At 44.4% G+C, this 16,545-nt stretch carries 16 protein-coding genes and 1 pseudogene; 10 read left to right on the top strand and 7 right to left on the bottom strand.

All coding sequences use genetic code 11. The features are described 5' to 3' along the window. Positions 1-145: 145 nt before the first annotated feature. Positions 146-2,281, bottom strand: a complete 2,136-nt coding sequence (locus LFX25_RS17270; RefSeq protein ID WP_238731338.1) for a toprim domain-containing protein — start codon at positions 2,279-2,281, stop codon at positions 146-148. After that, complete coding sequence (locus LFX25_RS17265) at positions 2,278-3,666, bottom strand: DNA gyrase subunit A (RefSeq protein ID WP_238731337.1); 1,389 nt, start codon at positions 3,664-3,666, stop codon at positions 2,278-2,280. The genes LFX25_RS17270 and LFX25_RS17265 overlap by 4 nt, the downstream gene beginning before the upstream one ends. Before the next feature lie 75 nt (positions 3,667-3,741). On the opposite strand from LFX25_RS17265, the pseudogene LFX25_RS17260 reads away from it, so the two are divergent. The 10 genes and pseudogenes from LFX25_RS17260 to LFX25_RS17215 all read left to right on the top strand — a co-directional run bounded on the left by LFX25_RS17260 (position 3,742) and on the right by LFX25_RS17215 (position 11,922). Beyond that, positions 3,742-3,944 (top strand): annotated as a pseudogene (locus LFX25_RS17260) (hypothetical protein). Further along, positions 3,868-4,797, top strand: coding sequence for an LIC_13346 family putative lipoprotein (locus LFX25_RS17255; protein WP_238731336.1), 930 nt, complete (start codon positions 3,868-3,870; stop codon positions 4,795-4,797). The pseudogene LFX25_RS17260 and the gene LFX25_RS17255 overlap by 77 nt, the downstream one beginning before the upstream one ends. Beyond that, positions 4,794-6,356, top strand: a complete 1,563-nt coding sequence (gene gltX, locus LFX25_RS17250) for a glutamate--tRNA ligase (RefSeq protein WP_238731335.1) — start codon at positions 4,794-4,796, stop codon at positions 6,354-6,356. Before LFX25_RS17255 ends, gltX begins: the two co-directional genes overlap by 4 nt. Before the next feature lie 72 nt (positions 6,357-6,428). Next, positions 6,429-7,016, top strand: a complete 588-nt coding sequence (locus tag LFX25_RS17245; protein ID WP_238731334.1) for an ATP-binding protein — start codon at positions 6,429-6,431, stop codon at positions 7,014-7,016. A 2-nt stretch (positions 7,017-7,018) separates the two neighbouring features. Beyond that, positions 7,019-7,861 (top strand): DUF455 family protein, encoded by an 843-nt coding sequence (locus LFX25_RS17240; RefSeq protein WP_238731643.1) that lies wholly within the window; start codon positions 7,019-7,021, stop codon positions 7,859-7,861. 112 nt (positions 7,862-7,973) lie between these two features. Beyond that, complete coding sequence (locus tag LFX25_RS17235) at positions 7,974-9,116, top strand: LIC13341 family surface-exposed protein (protein ID WP_238731333.1); 1,143 nt, start codon at positions 7,974-7,976, stop codon at positions 9,114-9,116. Further along, complete coding sequence (locus LFX25_RS17230; protein WP_238731332.1) at positions 9,113-9,763, top strand: FFLEELY motif protein; 651 nt, start codon at positions 9,113-9,115, stop codon at positions 9,761-9,763. Before LFX25_RS17235 ends, LFX25_RS17230 begins: the two co-directional genes overlap by 4 nt. Further along, positions 9,760-10,488, top strand: coding sequence for a flagellar motor protein MotB (locus LFX25_RS17225; RefSeq protein ID WP_238731331.1), 729 nt, complete (start codon positions 9,760-9,762; stop codon positions 10,486-10,488). Before LFX25_RS17230 ends, LFX25_RS17225 begins: the two co-directional genes overlap by 4 nt. Before the next feature lie 10 nt (positions 10,489-10,498). Further along, complete coding sequence (locus LFX25_RS17220; RefSeq protein WP_238731330.1) at positions 10,499-10,927, top strand: LA_2478/LA_2722/LA_4182 family protein; 429 nt, start codon at positions 10,499-10,501, stop codon at positions 10,925-10,927. A 2-nt stretch (positions 10,928-10,929) separates the two neighbouring features. After that, entirely contained in the window at positions 10,930-11,922 is a 993-nt protein-coding gene (locus LFX25_RS17215) for a M14 family zinc carboxypeptidase (RefSeq protein ID WP_238731329.1), read from the top strand. 123 nt (positions 11,923-12,045) lie between these two features. Here the strand turns inward: LFX25_RS17215 and LFX25_RS17210 are convergent, their stop codons facing one another. The 5 genes from LFX25_RS17210 to LFX25_RS17190 all read right to left on the bottom strand — a co-directional run bounded on the left by LFX25_RS17210 (position 12,046) and on the right by LFX25_RS17190 (position 16,539). Continuing rightward, a complete protein-coding gene (locus LFX25_RS17210) occupies positions 12,046-13,275 on the bottom strand; it encodes a pyridoxal phosphate-dependent aminotransferase (protein ID WP_238731328.1) in 1,230 nt (409 codons plus the stop codon). Further along, a complete protein-coding gene (locus tag LFX25_RS17205) occupies positions 13,272-13,511 on the bottom strand; it encodes a DUF2905 domain-containing protein (RefSeq protein ID WP_238731327.1) in 240 nt (79 codons plus the stop codon). The genes LFX25_RS17210 and LFX25_RS17205 overlap by 4 nt, the downstream gene beginning before the upstream one ends. An 87-nt stretch (positions 13,512-13,598) precedes the next feature. Beyond that, complete coding sequence (locus LFX25_RS17200) at positions 13,599-14,324, bottom strand: hypothetical protein (RefSeq protein WP_238731326.1); 726 nt, start codon at positions 14,322-14,324, stop codon at positions 13,599-13,601. Between the two features lie 98 nt (positions 14,325-14,422). After that, a complete protein-coding gene (locus LFX25_RS17195) occupies positions 14,423-15,973 on the bottom strand; it encodes an FAD-dependent oxidoreductase (protein WP_238731325.1) in 1,551 nt (516 codons plus the stop codon). Further along, a complete protein-coding gene (locus LFX25_RS17190; RefSeq protein ID WP_238731324.1) occupies positions 15,970-16,539 on the bottom strand; it encodes a hypothetical protein in 570 nt (189 codons plus the stop codon). The genes LFX25_RS17195 and LFX25_RS17190 overlap by 4 nt, the downstream gene beginning before the upstream one ends. Positions 16,540-16,545: the final 6 nt, after the last annotated feature.

Here is a 16,545-nt window from a genome sequence, read left to right as displayed (position 1 = left end):
TTACCAAATCCGCTTATAACAGAAAAATCGAAAAAAGTCAATCCAATCTTAAACGCAAAATTTTGTCGGAACTCCGACAAAATAAAAAAGGGGCCGAAGCCCCTTTTCCAAAAACAGAATATTCTAATTTTCTATTGAACGAAAATCAGTCTTCGATCACGCTCATCGCATATTCGGAGATTGCGTCCCTTCTTTGTTCCGCGAAATCTTTGTGAAACCAGAGATTCTGAACTTTAGAAGCTTCTTTCTTGTTTCCGATCGTAATCTTCGTCATACATTCTTCGACCGCGAACTTCATCGCTTCTTTACCGGTTTCACCGAGTCCTTTGTTTCGTTTTTTACGGGTGATCTCGCCTCCGCTTTTTTCGACGCGTTTGATTAAGTCTTCATAATCCTTATCGTCGATGCAGAATACGGTTTCCTTCTTCTTATCTCCGAACTTCACATCCACTTCGTAAAGCGGGGCGCTGGAGATATGAATAAAACCCAGTTCGAAAAGTTCGGGCCAATACTCGTAAAAGAAAGAAAGCATCAAGGATCGAATCGCGTAACCGTCAAAGTCCGCATCCGTGATAATGCTGACTTTTTCGTAATTCAATTCGTCCAAAGATTTTACCTTTTGATCCAAAGGAAGTCCCACGATCGCTACGATGTTTTTTAGTTCTTCGTTTGCGATCGCCTTGGCGATGCTCAAACCTTTGCAGTTCAACGGTTTTCCTCTTAACGGAAATAAACCGTGAAGTTTTGGATTTCTCGCGGGACGAAGACCCGCGATTGCTGAATCCCCTTCCGCTACGAACAGAACTCGGCCCGGATCTCCCGCTTTTCCGGTAGGAGGCATGAGCTTCGGAATGTTCATCCGGCTCGCTTTTTTCAAACCCTTCTGCGCGTCTTCAAACGCTTTGAGTTGGGTTCTCTTTTCCATCTGAAGTTTGATCTCTTCTATCAGTCCGGTTTTTTTGATGAACTTCTCGAGATGTTTATCGACCGCATTCCGAATCTCTTCATTTAGGTCGTTGATCAGATACGATTTATCCTGGGATTTAAAACGAGGATTCAAAAGCCTCGCGTTTACATACATGTGAAAACAGTTTCTCACGTCGTTACGAGTCGAACTTGTCTTGAGTTTTTTCTCAAGCGCTACGATCTGACTTTTTTTACGAACCTCGTCGCAGATTCTGTTTTCCAGATATTCGATCGCGGACCCGCCTTGCGGTGCGAAGATGGAATTGACCCAAGCCAGGTTCTTATTCTGACCGATGACGAGATACGTTTCCAGATGAAGCTGAGAAGGTGAATTCGGAGCGACGTAATCCATCTTGTAGTAAACGAGATCGGAATGGGAAAAGATTTCGTCCAAACCTTTCTTGAACTTATACTTTTCCTTTTTCCCTTTGAAAACGAACTGAACCTCCAATCCCGGGTTCGTCATCGCAATATCCTGAAGATATTGTTTCATCAGATCCACGTTGAAGGAAATGTCCAGTTTGTTGAAATATTGCGGATTGAGTTCGAACTCCACGGAAGTCCCGTGATCCTCTTTGGGAGCCTTTTCGATTAATTCCTGCATATTCGTTTTTTTTAATAAAGGACCGAGCTTATCGATTTGATCTTTGGTAAGAAGATTGCAATCGGTGAACTTTCCGTGTTCGTCGAAGTAAAGAAAAACGCGGTCCGTATCCTCTTTGGAAAGTTTATAGGAACGGATTTGTTTTTTTACGTCGTCGTGAACGGTGAACAGCTTCTTAAAGGAATTTCCGTTGTTTACGGTTTTAACTTTGAAGTAGCTCGAAACCATTCTCACGAGGGAAATCCCCACGCCGTTTTGACCGGCTACGTGATCCTGTTTTACGTGATCATCGAAATTCTCCCCGTACATCAAATGGAGATAAACCCCTTCCGCGTTGGCGGCGGGGATTCCGCGTCCGTTATCTGTGATCGTCACACATTTGCGATCGGAAGAAAGTTGAATGATCAGTTTGGACATCTTATCCTTTTCAGGAATCGTTTTGTCCTTTTGATTTTTGCGGTATTCGTCCACCGCGTTCATACAAGCTTCGTCCAGACATTTCAGTTTTGCCGGAACGTCTTCGAGTTCTTCGTGAACGATCTCGTATTTTCCTTCGTTGTTCTTACGGAAAAAGTGTTGTTCGAACGTGGAAGCGGAGTTTTGTCCCAACCACATACCCGTTCTCATCCGAACGTGTTCCACGTTGGATAACTTTTTAAAATTTCTTTCTTGGGATGTTTTTTCTTTTACTTTGTTCTTATCGGCGCTCATACTTTATCCCATTTATTTTGGAGTTCGTCCAGCTCGGTGATCATATAGTCGGTCAGTTTTTTATCTTCTTTGACCAGACCTTGATAACGGGCCAGAGTGGTTTTCGCTTCCACGATCGCTTCTTCGCATTTACGCACTTCCTCGATCGTCATTCTATAGACGGGAATCGTGGACAACCATTCGAAGTATTTGAACTTGGAAACTTTGAGTTTTTCCTCAAAATCCTTTTTCGATTTGATTCCGACGACCTTCTCGTTCCATTTCTCTTTAATAAAACGGATCAATTCGGAGTTTCTTTCGATTTTCTCCTCTTCCAAACCGGCGAGTCGTTTGAATCTTCGGATCAAATGCGTTTTACGGAAGTCGCAGAAGCGTTTGATGATTTCTTCGGGCTTTAAATTCTTCAGTTTACCGTCGTAAGTAATGACGTTTGTCGCCAGAGTTTGCACGTCCTCTTTGTTGAAGAGGGCCATGATTTCTTTTTGGCTCGGCTTTTCTCCCTTCTTATACTGAAGTTCGATCTTAAACGTTTGGCTGGAATAATCCACATAATCCTTCAGCCACGAATCCTTCTTTTCAAGAATATCGTCCAAGAGGGAAATCACCTTCTCACGGTTCCAGTTCATCGGCGAATCGGTAAGATACAAAGTATCTCCGTCCCATTTGAACGCGAACGTTGTGGACATCGTGATATTTCCGGTCTCGGTTTCGGCCATCTTCACTTCCCCGTTGAAGTCCTTGTACCAAGGTTTTAACGGAAGAGGTTTTTTGGTTTTGAGATAATTGACTTGAGACTTAACGATGTCGGCAAGTCTATGACCCGGAATAAAACAACGAAATCCGGTCGCGATTCCTTGAATGTTGTTCAAAAGAACGATCGGAACTTTTCCGACAAAATGAATCGGTTCGTCCTCGGTTTCGTCGTAGTTCTTAACGTAATCGATATCCGGCAAACTTTCAAAGAATCCCAAATCTTTTACAAAGTCGGATAGTTTTACTTCGGTGTAACGCGGGGAAGCGATCGCGCTCGGATCCAAAACGTCTCCGAAGGTTCCTTCCCCGGAAACGAGAGGAATATTATTGGCAAAGGTAAAATCCTGAGCCATTTGAGAAAGTGCGTCCTGAATGGATTTATCGCCGTGCGGGTGATATCCCATCGCAAGACCGGCGACTTTTACCGTTTTTGTATAACGGTTTCTTGCGTCCGAGTTCCACATGGCCCAGAGAATTCTTCTCTGGACGGGTTTCAGACCGTCGATTTCGTGCGGAATTGCCCGAGAATCACATACATAGCGAGAATATTTTCTCTGATCGTCATTGACTTGATCTTCAAAAGGACGTTTTGGAAACGATTCTTTCGATTTTGGTGGATTGGAATTCTTCATACGGTTTTGGCCAACGAAATTCTAGAAGACTATCCTGTCAAATGAAAAAAGTTGACCGGATTGAATACAGTGTTTTTGAAGCGAATCTTTGAACAATTCGCTTTCGCGCACTTTGCTAATCCACGCCTTGTTTTTGTAAAGAAAGTTTAATTTTTGGGATTTTCCTTGCAGGTTTTTTCGAAAATCAAGAAGAACAATTCCATGAAAACCGATTTCAAACCTATGCAGACGCTTTCGATTCAACGGAATTCTCTTTTCAAGAAAGCTGGAATTCTTAGTTTCTTTTTCATTCTGTTTCAATGCGGAAGTATTCAAGAGGTTTTGCATTTCGGTTCCAAACCGATTTCCGAAAACTACGCATCACAAATCTTCTTCGCTTCTTCCGCGCTCCACTCTCCGTATTACGAACCGTCCAGCCTTCAAGTTCGGTACGTGATTCTCCGCAACCGATCGGGAAAGGACGAAATGATTCAAGGAATTCTAAAATACTTGGAGCTCGGTGAAAAGACGGAACGCTCCGAAAGAATTCTTCTGGAAGTTTCGGAATGGAGAGGCCCGATTCTTAGAAATCCGAACGACAACCGGAGAATCGAATTCGTCGCGAAGTCGGTAAACAAACGATCCGAAATATCGAACACAAAAGCGTTGCCCGAAATTCCTCCTCAACCGAAAAGCGAAGTCTTTGAAGATTTCAAAAAAGAATTTTTGATCAATGACGAGGGCGGCTTGCGGGAAGTCGAAGAAATCCGCCGAGTTCCGGGAATCGGAATTCTAAAATGGAGACACAGTCTCCGCGGAATTTTAACGAAGGTGATGCAGACCGAATTCGTTTCCGCAAGCGGAGTCGTTTCCTTATCCAGAGATTACGATTATGAATCCTTGGAATATCCTCCCGCGATCGGACTCAGCGGAACGATTCCGATTCTTCCTCTTCGAAAAACCGATTCTTATGTCGAATACTATTGTCTGGATCTTCCGTCCGAGATCGACTTAACCGCGCTTAGAAAGAACGATGTCAAAAAATCCGTTTCATTTTACGATCTGATCGCAAATAAACCATTTACCACAACGGCTAATTTCAAAAATTATCCTATCATAAGAATTTCGAACGAGAAGAATCAATCCCCATGAATCAAAATAGAGAAGTTCGCACACGATTTGCTCCGTCTCCCAGCGGATTTTTACACGTAGGCGGAGCGAGAACCGCTCTTTTCAATTATCTGTACGCGAAAGCCCAAGGCGGCAAGTTCATCTTAAGAATCGAAGACACGGATCAGAACCGATCCACGGAGGATTCTTTCAAAATCATATTAGAATCTTTGAAATGGTTGGGCGTTCATTGGGACGAGGGTCCGGAGGCCGGGGGAGAATACGGACCTTACATCCAAAGCCAACGTTTAAACATCTATAAAGAATACACCGAAAAACTTCTGAAGGAAAAAAAAGCCTACCGTTGTTTTTGTACTCAGGAAGAATTAGAGGCCAAGAAAAAACAAGCCGAGGCGATGGGAGTTCCGTACGTCTACGACGGACTTCACGCGAACATGTCCGACGAAGAAGTGGAGGAAAAACTCAAACAGGGAAGTCCTTATTCGGTCCGTTTTAAAACTCCCGCCAAAACTCTGATCGTCAACGACATCATTCAGGGAAAAGTGAAGTTCGAAACGAAACTGATCGGCGATTTTATCATCGTAAAGTCGGATGGATTTCCCTCCTACAACTACGCGGTCGTTGTAGACGACGCGTTGATGAAGATTACGCACGTCATTCGAGGCGTAGGACATCTTTCCAATACACCGAGACAAATCCTGTTATACGAAGCGCTCGGCTACGAGGTTCCCGAGTTTGCGCATGCCTCCGAGATCGTCGGGATGGACGGAAAAAAACTTTCCAAGCGTGCGGGCGCGACTTCCATTCTTGCGTTCCGGGACTTGGGTTATCTTCCGGAAACGTTCCGAAATTATATGGCGCTTCTCGGATGGACTTCCGCGGACGGAAGAGAATTTCTTCCCGGCGACGAGTTGGAAAGAATCTTCGACGTACATCGTTGTTCCAAATCTCCGTCCACGTTCGACGTATTCAAAAAACCGAAAGCGGAAGACGAGGTTGTAACGAACTTTTCCGACCTCGCGCAAATCGCCGAAGCGATGAACCCGAAATCCAAACTCAATTGGTTATCCAATCGAACGATTAGAGAATTAGACTTACCGAAAGTCGTAGAAAACCTTCTCCCTTTTCTAAAAGACAGAAAGGATATTCCGGAAGAAGTGAAAAATGTAGGTAACCCCGTGCTTACTTCGATCGTCGAATCTGTAAGAGTATATCTGGACAACCTGACCCAGGCTCCGGATTACATCGCGGAATTCTTCGTAACGGACCTAAGGATTCAGTCGCCGGAAGCGGCCGGATTTATGAAGGACGGGGACGGGCCGAAAGTGGTCCGAGAATTCTACGGAATGCTGAAGAATGGAAATCCGAAGACCGATGAGGACTATAAGAACCTAATGTCCAAGGTCGGAGAAACAACCGGACAGAAAGGAAAAACTCTCTTTATGCCGATTCGGGCTACAACCACCGGAAAGTCAGCTGGGCTGGAGTTACCGATATTATTCCCCCTTTTAGGGAAAGAAAAACTCCTACAGAGAATTGAAAAAACAGCCGGAGAAGCAGGAATTTCGTTGTCGTCCTGAAAAAAACCGGTATATTTTGCTCAAATCGCCTGCTTTAGGCTGTTATTTTTGAAAGTGGGCGCTGGAACGGAGATGAGAGATTCTGACGAATCATTACTGGTAAAACACAATGGCGGGTCGTACGTTATGTTTCTTCCCACCGATTTAACCAGCATCAAAGAACTTAGGTTCGCTTTGAGAAACTCCCTGTCGGAAAACCGTTTCTCAACCAAAGACATTACCAATATAGAATTGGCCGCCGACGAGGCTCTCACCAACTCCATTTCCGCTAACGTCAAAGTCAGTTCGGATGAAACGATCATTTGTCGTTGGGTAATCAAAGATAGTAAATTTACGATGTGGATCATGGACTACGGTTCCGGTCTCAAATCCGAAAAGTTAGAATCCATCATGAACGATTCACGAATTTCAAATCTCAAAGACTATCTCAACTGTATCAAACAACATCAAGAAAAGAAGTGCGAGATTCTCCCTTGGAAAGGATCTCAAATCCCTCACAGAAATATCGGAAGAGGACTTCAGATCATCCAGTCGTTGATGGACACTTTTAAAATCATGTATCACTGCGGAGAAGGTAAAATTTCTTCGAATCCCGACGAGAAGAACATTCAAGGTTCGATCATTGAACTCGGGTTCGACGCTTCCAAACATCCCGCTTGACCATGACCTTAAACGAGTTCGCCAGACAGGTGCTTCTCGGCCCGAGCCTCGAAGATAAACTTTTTTCACCTTCCGTTCCTCCGATCGATATTCGTTCTTTAGAATATACTGATTTACCGTCATTGCCGGTCCGCGGACAAAAGATCGCGATCTCCGATCATAAAAGCAAGATTCCGAGACTCGAGCAGTTGTTTAACGAAGAGAATCGAATCGTTACCCTCCATCATTTTGCCAATCACGAGCTCATGGCGATCGAACTCTTCGCATACGCCCTTCTAAAATTTCAAGACGCGTCGTCCGGCGTGCGTTTCGGATTGTATCGAACCCTTTTGGAAGAACAAACCCATCTGAGGCTCTATCTTTCCGAAATGAAAAAAGGAGGAATGGAACTCGGAGACCGACCGCTGAATTATATCTTTTGGAAACAGATTCCAAGAATGCAGACGCTCGAAAAGTTTTACGCGATCATGGCGATTTCCTTTGAAGGAGCCAATCTTGATTTTTCAAAAATTTATACGATGGCCTTTGAACGATTCGGAGATTTCGAAAAGGCGGACATTATGAGGAAAGTCTACGAAGACGAAATCAAACACGTTCGGCGCGGGGTTCGTTATATCAAAAAAAGAATGTCTGATTCCGAAAACGAATGGGACCACTACCTTTCGTTGATCGAGTTTCCGTTTACTCCAAGAAGGGCAAAGGGGTATCATTACTTTCCCGAGACCAGGATTGAGGCCGGTTTTTCCCAAGAATTTGTAACGAAATTGGAACTTTACGAAGACGAATATACCGGACGAGTCAATTCACGGATCTTAAAGGAAGTCTTGGATAGAACCTATCCTTAAAAAACTCAGCGCCTTCGCTCTCTAAGGATCGCTCGGCAGGTCTTGAACCTAAGTTAGGCTCCTCGGAAAATCATAGACAGGCCGTTTTCCCTCCCGGATTCTGTAATCGAACATGAATCCAATCTCATCTCGTTTTCGGAAAATTCTTTTCGGTCTAATCGCGCTCGTGTTAGCCGTGGGCTGTTCTGCAAAGACCCCTTCCGATTCTCAAATCCTAGATCTGTTATTGCCTGCCGGTGATCGAAAGAATCCGGATGTCGTTTTAAAAAAAGTAGGGAACTTGGACGAAGATCCCGAATTGGAATCCTTTGCCTTGGTCCGCAACGGAACCGAAGAGGTTCTCGGAGTTTTTAAAAGGAAAGGAGGGGAATGGTCCTTGCTCGGTAAATTCTCCTTTGCGCTTTTGAATATCGGACCGCTTCACTACGACGCTTCCAAATCGGCTTGGCTCCCCGGAGAAGGCGACACTCAGACGAGAGAGGCGGGTTACGTAGTTAAGAGAATTCTAATGGACGAACTTCCCGGCGACGGATTCAATTCCCTCTTTTTGGAGGTGTTGAGCGAAGAACCTCCTCTCGGACTATTTTCCGTTCCGTATACGATCCGAAAGGGACAAAAGATTTTGGACGGCTTGGTTTCATTAAAAGATCATGAATTTCTAATTAAATCCAAACGGATCGATTTCGATTATAACAAGGGCGAAAAGAATATCACCATTTTTCCGTCAAACCGAAGTTATGCGCAGAACTTCATCTTCAACGGCTGGGAAATGGTTCCCGATATTCCGAGAGTCGCGGTTCCTTCTCTTCTTTCTTTGGAAGCTCCGAACGAATGGAAAAAGGGAGTTCCGGGAGAAGCGGTTCTTTGGTTTAAAAATCGGGGCTCTTACGCGGGAGTCACGTATCTTTCCCTTTCGTTTCCGGACGGAGGAAAGGTTGGCATCGATACGACTAAGGAAGGACAAAGAATTTATTCTCCGGGTTCGAGCGTTTTTTCTTCGACCGGAAAATATATCAATTCCTCCGTTCCTCTCGTTGAAATCACGAAAGAAGGTTGGGGAAGGAATCATAAATACGGAATTCGATTTACTTTAACGCCGGATAAGGACGGAACTCCGAGCGTCCTGTTTCGATCCTCGACTCGAATGGGAAGAGATGTCGTCAATCTTCCGAATCAATTCGGATCGATTCAAAAACAAACCGATCAACAAGGATTCGTTTCCTACAAATTGGAACTGGTTTCGAAAAAAGAATGAGCGATCTCGCGGGTAAAAAACTAAAAGCGGCCCGAGCCGAAGTCGTCCGAGCGCAAGTGGAACGATTCCGCGTTTTTTACGCGAGTTACTTTCATTTGGAAGAAACCATTCCTATGGTGGAATATTTTTTCGAGAAGATCTACAATCTCGAAGGAAGGGAAGTTTGGCTTCAGCTCGCGATGGATACATACCAAAAAGTAAAAGGAATGATGAAGGAAACTTCCCGCGAGAATATCGAATATTTGATCGAACTCAACAATCTTACCGAAGAGATGGACACGATTCTCGCAAAACATCTCGTAGACGGAGGTTGGGACGGAAAAAAACTCAGCAGGGAAGAATACGATCTTTACTACAGTCAAATGGGTCATTATCATGAAAGAATGAGACAGCTCGAAATCGTATTAAGAAATTTGAAAGTATTTTACGAGCTCGCGCACAAGCCCATCAGCGCTTATCTGATCAAGCCGGCCCGTTTTATGGCCTCTTTGCTCGGAGTTTCCGCTTTGTTTCAAAGCGTGGAAGAAGCGTATAACGCGACTCTTCCGGTTTCCGCGAACATCTTCAATTCTTTTTACGAAGAAGTGGAAAAACGGGAAACGGAGTACATTCATAGTTTGCTCGGAGAAAATCGTAAGGAAGCATGAGCCGACTTCGCAGACAGCTTCTGGAAAGAGGTCGCCGCAAGGAAGAATCTCACGAAAACCGAGAGCGTTGGCTTTTGACGTACGCCGACATGATCACTCTGCTGCTCGGATTATTCATCATCATGTATTCCATTTCTCAAGTGGACCAACTCAAATTGAAGCAGGTCGCGGACGTGATTCGAGGCGGCTTCGGTTTGGGAGAATCCTTCTTTCAAGGAAGCAATGTAACGATCGAGGAAGATCCTCTTCTTCAACCCAGAACTTCTTTGTATCGGTTTTGGGAAAGAATCAGCTACGCTTTGAAGCGGCTGAAAGAAAAAGCCAAGCTCAATATCGGAATCCAGGAAACGGAAGAGATTAAAATCATTCTGTTCGGTTCTTCTTTGGGAGAAGGTCGGTTTCAGCCGGACGAGGAAATGATCTTCGCCTTCCAGAAAATTTCGGAGTTGTCGGCCGCAATGGATGTTGATATCACTCTGAAGGTTCAGATTCCTTACGGAGACGAAGCGGCGCAGAAAGGGTTCCGAAACGCATGGGAATACAACGCCTTCCGCGCAGAATTGATTGCGGATTCCTTATCTAAGAATTATAAAATCCCTAAGGAAAAAATTTCCATCGAAGCCTCCAGCGGTTTTAAACCGGTGGAATCTTCCGCGGCGACGCCGGAAGGAAAAGCCTCCGGAGAAAGAGTCGAAATCTACATTCGCAAAAAAACGGAACATTGAGCGGACCAATATGAAACTGAAAAAAACAAACATAACATTCTTACTTTTTGGAATATTATTTTTTTTGAATCTATCATTTTGCAAAAAAACAAGCAGTCCCGAGGGAATCGTGGATGAAAAATGGAGAGAGGAATCTTCCGAACTTGTTTCCGCATATTGTCAAAAAATCGCGACCTGCGCAGAAGAAACTTCTTCCGAGCTCAAAGATTCTGCAAAATCGTTGGTTCAGGAAAGATTGAATCCGGCGAACTGCGCGGAAAAATTCCGCAAGTCGAACGCGTATCTGCTCGCGAACGAAAATCCGGAAACGATCAAACAAGCGGTCCGCGGTTGTTTTCAGGCCGCGGCATCCGAATCTTGTGAAAGAATTCGAAAAGGCGTTTTGAAACTTTCCGAAAATTGCAATCGATTGCAGATTATACAATCCAAACGTGAATAAAAATGCTGCGCGGTCTTAAACGGCTCAATCGTTACGATAAGAAGATTCTGAAAATTCTTAAATTGGGAGGCAAACTCGCGTCCTTAAGCCAAATCGGATTTTCCAGAAAAACCTCGGAGGGTTTTCGTTTTCCGATACAAGCCTTGCGAATCGGAACGGAGAAAGGCCTGAAAGAACATCCGGTCGGGATCGTTGCAGGAGTTCACGGTTTGGAGACGATCGGAATCTTGATCCTTCTGGATTTTTTGGAATACATTCTTCATCCCGATTCCACGGGTTATCTTTCGGAACTGAAAAAAGGAAAGTTAGGAATCGTAATTCTTCCGATCGTCAATCCCGGCGGCGTCGCTTTAAAACAAAGATCCAATCCGGCGGGAGTGGATCTGATGCGTAACTCCGGAATCGACGCGGTAAAACCGTTGCCCTTTTTCGGAGGTCAAAAAATTTCCAAACGTCTTCCTTACTTTCGGGGAAACGGATTGGAGCCGGAATCGAGAGCGTTGTTTCGCCTTATTCAAGAATCGTTCTTCGGGGTCGAGAACGCGGTCATCCCCGTTTTAGATTTGCATTCCGGTTTCGGAACCATCGACAACGTTTGGTGGCCGTACGCTTATACGAAAGAACCTTGTCCCGATACGGCTTTGTATCGAAAGATCGGAGATCATCTCAAAAATCATTGCGGTCATATCCATTTTCAATACGGACCCCAGAGCGAGACGTATACGACTCACGGAGATTTGTGGGATAAGTTTTACGATCACTATAGAAATTTTCATGCTGAGAATTCAGCCAACTGGAAATCGAAACTTCTTCCTTTGACTTTGGAAGTGGGAACTTGGTCGGACATAAAGGAAGACCCGTCAAAGCTTTTCCGCAAACGCGGCATTTTCAATCCCGCTTCGTTTAACAAAATCGAGACGGTCGGAAGGTATAGAGGATTTTTGCGGGACTTTGTCCGGCTTGCTTTGACCAGACCGAAGGATTGGGAAAGTTGATTCGGGCGCTTCTGCGCCAACATTTCGTATAACAAAAGTGCTACGATCGACGCGCAGACCAGGCTTGTTTCGGGCTTCGGCTAACGCCTTCGGTTGTCTCTCGCGAGACAACTGCTTTGCACCCTACACATCCTTAGCGCGGGGATCGTACAAGAAGAATCCGGCGGAACAAAACGAAACGATCTTTTGAATTCCGGATTCGAACGTTTCCGTTTCGGTCAAAAGACTGAGGACGATTCTTCCGCTATTCTTTTCTTCCGGAAAACCGAACATTTCTCCCGGATGAACATAAACTTTTCCTTCTTTTAATAAACGAAGTGAGACTTTTTCTTCGGGGAAGAATGTTTCGCTTTCTAAAACGCAATACCAACCTGAACTCGGAAAATCGCATCGAATCTTGGAAGAACGTTCAGGATCGCTCAAGGTTTGTTTTAAAAACGCGAGATTTCTTTGAATTCGTTTTAGGATCTGCGATTGAATCAAATTCTTCCATTGAAGCAAATCGGAAAGGACGTTTTGAACCGGGGTATTTACGGACAAATACGTATCCGATATCAATTCCAAATATTCTTTCGCTTTTTGTTTCCAAATCGGGGGACCGCTCAGTAGAATCCAGGAAAGTTTCATTCCGGGCAAACCGAGAATTTTGGATAAACCGTTTACGCTGATCGCGGGAATTTCCGAATCTAAAATCGTTTTATGAGATTCTTGGCCGTAAACGTAATCCGAAAAAACTTCGTCTATTACGATCGGTAAATTATAATTTTTGAATGTGTTTTTCATCGAAGCAAAATCGGATTCTCCGAAAATTGCTCCCGTGGGATTGTTCGGACTGACTACGAGTAAAAGTTTCGCCTTTGCCAGGTCTTGCGCTTTTAGATCGGCTTCCTTAAGTTTCCAGGCGTTTTCCTTTTTCGTAAAATAGGAAATCGTTTCAAGACCTTCCATCACGGAAAGAAATTCGAAGAGGGGATATCCGGGAGCGGGAATCAGAATCGAATCTCCGGGATCACAGAACAACTTAAACAAATAAGAATATGCCTCGGAAGAGGAGGAGGTTAGAAATAGATCTTCCGGATCGATTTCCAGCCCTTTCGACCGGTAGTAGTCGACGATTTTTTTTCTCGCTTCGAGATTTCCCTTCGGATCAGGGTGATAGGCGATCAAATCCGCCGTATAAAAGCTATGTCGAATCGCATCGGTAGGATATTGGAAACCGGCTTGCGTAGGATTCGACGCGGTTAGATCGAAATAGGAAATTCGATTTTTCTGATAATGGGAAAGAACTTCCGCAAATTCGTTTTCTCCTTCCTGAAATGAAAACCGCGAACTGAAAGAGAACGGCTCTTTCATGGGGAACCGCTTTTGAACTTTTGGATCAGAAATAGAATCAAGGAAATCAGAACACTGATCAAGATGGACGTAGTGAAAGGAAAGTAGAACTTAAAATTTTCCCGTTCGATTCGGATATCTCCCGGTAATTTTCCCAAAAACTCAAAAATAGAAATCTTACTTCCGTACAGAAATAGTAAACCCAGAAATAAGAACAAAGCGCCTAAAACGAGGAACGGTTTCGCGAAACTTTCCATATACGTTATCGATTCTAATTTTAAAGTTCGGGAAGTCAAGGAGCATTCGTTCGTTACAAAACGCATGCATCTTTTATGATGTGATTTCTATTTACGAATCGGGACCGCGTCGATCGTTTCGATTCGAATTCGAATGTCTTTTTCGGGAAGCAGAAACGGAATATACGTTTTTACGAACACTTCCCCGGAGCGGACGATTGCGACTTTTTCTTTGGACATCTCCATAAAGATCTTAAAATACATTTCCTTGACTCCGAATTTCAGTTTCGAAGTGGTTCCTTCCACGTAAAACGGATGCAGGGAATTCTTTTCGTAATAAATTCTTCCCTTAAAATGCCGAGTGGAAAGTTGAAGCGGACTGATCTCCACGACGTAACTCTGACGATTTTGAAACGAAACGGGTCCGCTTATGCTGAAAAGATAATGTTCGTCGGATTGATCGTCAAAGATCGGATAGGTCGGAGAGGATTTTTCCGGTTCGTAATCTTTCGGCGGTAAGGTCACTCCATTCTTGACGTAGTTTAATACGACCACTACGGGTCGGTCGTAGTAATATTCCACTTTTCTCGTTAAAACTTTGGAAACGGAGATTTCTTTTCCGGTCGAAGGATCGGTCTCGGTGATCGTAAGATTTCTTTTGTAATCGATTCCTTTAAACGAAGAGATCGACTTTCTCGAATTCTCCCTGATTTTTGCGAGGATCGGTTGTAGGTCTTCTTTGGCAAAGAGGCTCGGAGTTCCGAACCAGGTCAGTAAAATGGTAAAAAACAAAACTGCGACTTTTGTCCGTTGAAAGCGGCGTAAAAATTTCATAACTCTTTTCGGATAACGGAGCAAGATCTTAAGCCTTCCGTATTCGAATGCAAGAAATTATTTTACTAAGCCGCTTTCTTTCTTAAAATCGATCGCGTTTAATTTTCGAGAATGAATTTCGCAGCTTGTTTGCTGAAAGCCATTATCGTGTAACTTGGGTCCACCGAAACTCCCGTCGGAAACACGCTTGAGTCGGAAACGTAAAGATTCTTCAATCCGTGAACCTTATGTTTCCAGTCTACGACGGAACGCGACGGATCCTGACCCATTCTGCATCCGCCGGCCGGATGAGGAGCGGCCATCATCATGGAAGCGGGACTTAATTCGAGTTGATCTACTTTATCGATTTCTTTTTCGGAAAGAAGTTTTGTTCGTTTAAGATCCGGTAATAGAATCCACTTCGCTCCCGCTCGAAAATTCAACTGAACTTGTTTTCGAATGCAATCCTTAAGGAATTCTTTCGTAAGTTTTCCGAAGTTATACGTGACCGTACGTTTTCCGGAAGAACTTACGGATATGTTTCCAAGTTCCGAAGGAACGTCGTCGATCCAACCGATCGTTCCTCCCAGTTGCGGAAGTCGTTTCATAATTTCTCTGTGTTCCGTTCCGAATCCGGGAATCAAAGCGGCAAGGCTTCCGGGTTGAAGCTGATTTGCCATAATCAAAAATCCGCCTTCGATATAACTCCCGTCTTTTCGAAACCGGGCTAAACGAAATTCTTCCACTCCGAACGCGGAAGGAATGTTTCTCCATTGAACGATGGGTTCGTCATAAAACGCATGAACAAAGGGAGAAGGGTTAATCGCAAGATGTTCACCGAGTGCGGGAAGTTTTTTCTTCCATCCGTTTCTAAGTAAGAATGTGGAACTTCCGAATCCTCCGGCGGCGATCGCGAAGATCGGAGCCTCGAATTTTAAAGTTATTCCCGATTCTTTTCCTGATGGGCGATCGATCATCACCGCTTCCAGATATTCCACCGTGTTCCCTTTGAGTTCCAATCGTGTCGCTTTACAATCCGCATAGACATCCGCTCCCAAAGCCATCGCTCTCGGAATATGCGTCACCAATTGACTTTGTTTCGCTCCGTACATACATCCTTGCATACAATGCCCGGACTTTTGACAGTTCTTTCTTGCTTGAGGAACCGGATTCCCTTCCCAACCGAGGGACTTGCAGGCCTTTCTCACAAGCTGATTCATCTTATTATGATATTCTTCTTTGGCGGGGTGAACGTTTAAGGTTTCATCCAATTCTTTCCAATACGGATTCAGATCCTCCGGAGAATGAGCGTGAACTCCGTATTGTTCTTTCCAAAGATTGAGTCGATCATCGGGCGTTCTATAACTATCGGCCCAATAATGAACGGAGGCGCCGCCTACGTTTTTTCCATAGACGAGATTGATGGTTCCGGTCGCATCCGTTGCCATGTTTCTTTCGGCGGAAACTTTTCCGGCCATATTGAGTTCATGATTATCGAATGTGCCGGTGTGATAGTAACCGCCTTCTTCGATGAGGACGACCTTCTTTCCGTTTTTGGAAAGTTCGTATGCGAGCGTAGCTCCTCCGCACCCCGTTCCGACGATGACAACGTCCGCCTTTACGGTTCTCGAATCTCCGAGGTTTTTCCATTCGTAAACTCGGCCGCTCATAATTCCCCCAGGATTTTTTTATAATAGATTCTGGATTCGCTTAATTTTTCGGGAGGATTACCGAACGGTCCGTCATACGAAATCGCTTTGAAGGAGGATTCGTGTCCGTAATATACCAAGAAGATCGGAAGTTTAAGATTTACTAATGCAGCTCGAACAATATCCGAATCGGTCGTTTCCTGCGAACGAAGAAAGTCCTTTCTGTCTTCTTCATTCATTCTTGAAAAACGACTCCAGTATCCGCTGAACAGCGGAAGATATTCCAAAATGAGAATGAGGGACTTGAAGTCGTCGGAGATCGTCGGATCGACGAAAAAGAATTCTTCGTCGAGTCTGCGGATCACTTCGGTCTTTTCCAAATCGGGAAACCCTGGTTCCGCGCGTAATAGAGTTTGTGCGTAAGCGAGAATGAATTCGGCTTCCGATGAGGAGAAGAATAACGTCTTAGGAAGGGAGTCGTTTTTGGAACGGCTCAGAAAAATACTTCCGATTCCGATGCTCAACAATCCGCCCAACCCGAAACCGAATAGCTTACGTCTCGATATTTTTTCCGTCCATGCACTCATAACTTC

The sequence above is a fragment of the Leptospira sanjuanensis genome, assembly GCF_022267325.1.
Classification (GTDB): Bacteria; Spirochaetota; Leptospiria; order Leptospirales; family Leptospiraceae; genus Leptospira; species Leptospira sanjuanensis.
Note: the sequence above shows the minus strand (reverse complement) of the source record. Positions and strands in the feature narration are given on the sequence as shown.

Coding starts and splice junctions, on each gene's coding strand:
- LFX25_RS17270 (WP_238731338.1), bottom strand. CDS start 2,281: ATGAGCGCCGATAAGAACAAAGTAAAAGAAAAAACATCCCAAGAAAGA.
- LFX25_RS17265 (WP_238731337.1), bottom strand. CDS start 3,666: ATGAAGAATTCCAATCCACCAAAATCGAAAGAATCGTTTCCAAAACGT.
- LFX25_RS17255 (WP_238731336.1), top strand. CDS start 3,868: ATGAAAACCGATTTCAAACCTATGCAGACGCTTTCGATTCAACGGAAT.
- gltX (WP_238731335.1), top strand. CDS start 4,794: ATGAATCAAAATAGAGAAGTTCGCACACGATTTGCTCCGTCTCCCAGC.
- LFX25_RS17245 (WP_238731334.1), top strand. CDS start 6,429: ATGAGAGATTCTGACGAATCATTACTGGTAAAACACAATGGCGGGTCG.
- LFX25_RS17240 (WP_238731643.1), top strand. CDS start 7,019: ATGACCTTAAACGAGTTCGCCAGACAGGTGCTTCTCGGCCCGAGCCTC.
- LFX25_RS17235 (WP_238731333.1), top strand. CDS start 7,974: ATGAATCCAATCTCATCTCGTTTTCGGAAAATTCTTTTCGGTCTAATC.
- LFX25_RS17230 (WP_238731332.1), top strand. CDS start 9,113: ATGAGCGATCTCGCGGGTAAAAAACTAAAAGCGGCCCGAGCCGAAGTC.
- LFX25_RS17225 (WP_238731331.1), top strand. CDS start 9,760: ATGAGCCGACTTCGCAGACAGCTTCTGGAAAGAGGTCGCCGCAAGGAA.
- LFX25_RS17220 (WP_238731330.1), top strand. CDS start 10,499: ATGAAACTGAAAAAAACAAACATAACATTCTTACTTTTTGGAATATTA.
- LFX25_RS17215 (WP_238731329.1), top strand. CDS start 10,930: ATGCTGCGCGGTCTTAAACGGCTCAATCGTTACGATAAGAAGATTCTG.
- LFX25_RS17210 (WP_238731328.1), bottom strand. CDS start 13,275: ATGAAAGAGCCGTTCTCTTTCAGTTCGCGGTTTTCATTTCAGGAAGGA.
- LFX25_RS17205 (WP_238731327.1), bottom strand. CDS start 13,511: ATGGAAAGTTTCGCGAAACCGTTCCTCGTTTTAGGCGCTTTGTTCTTA.
- LFX25_RS17200 (WP_238731326.1), bottom strand. CDS start 14,324: ATGAAATTTTTACGCCGCTTTCAACGGACAAAAGTCGCAGTTTTGTTT.
- LFX25_RS17195 (WP_238731325.1), bottom strand. CDS start 15,973: ATGAGCGGCCGAGTTTACGAATGGAAAAACCTCGGAGATTCGAGAACC.
- LFX25_RS17190 (WP_238731324.1), bottom strand. CDS start 16,539: ATGAGTGCATGGACGGAAAAAATATCGAGACGTAAGCTATTCGGTTTC.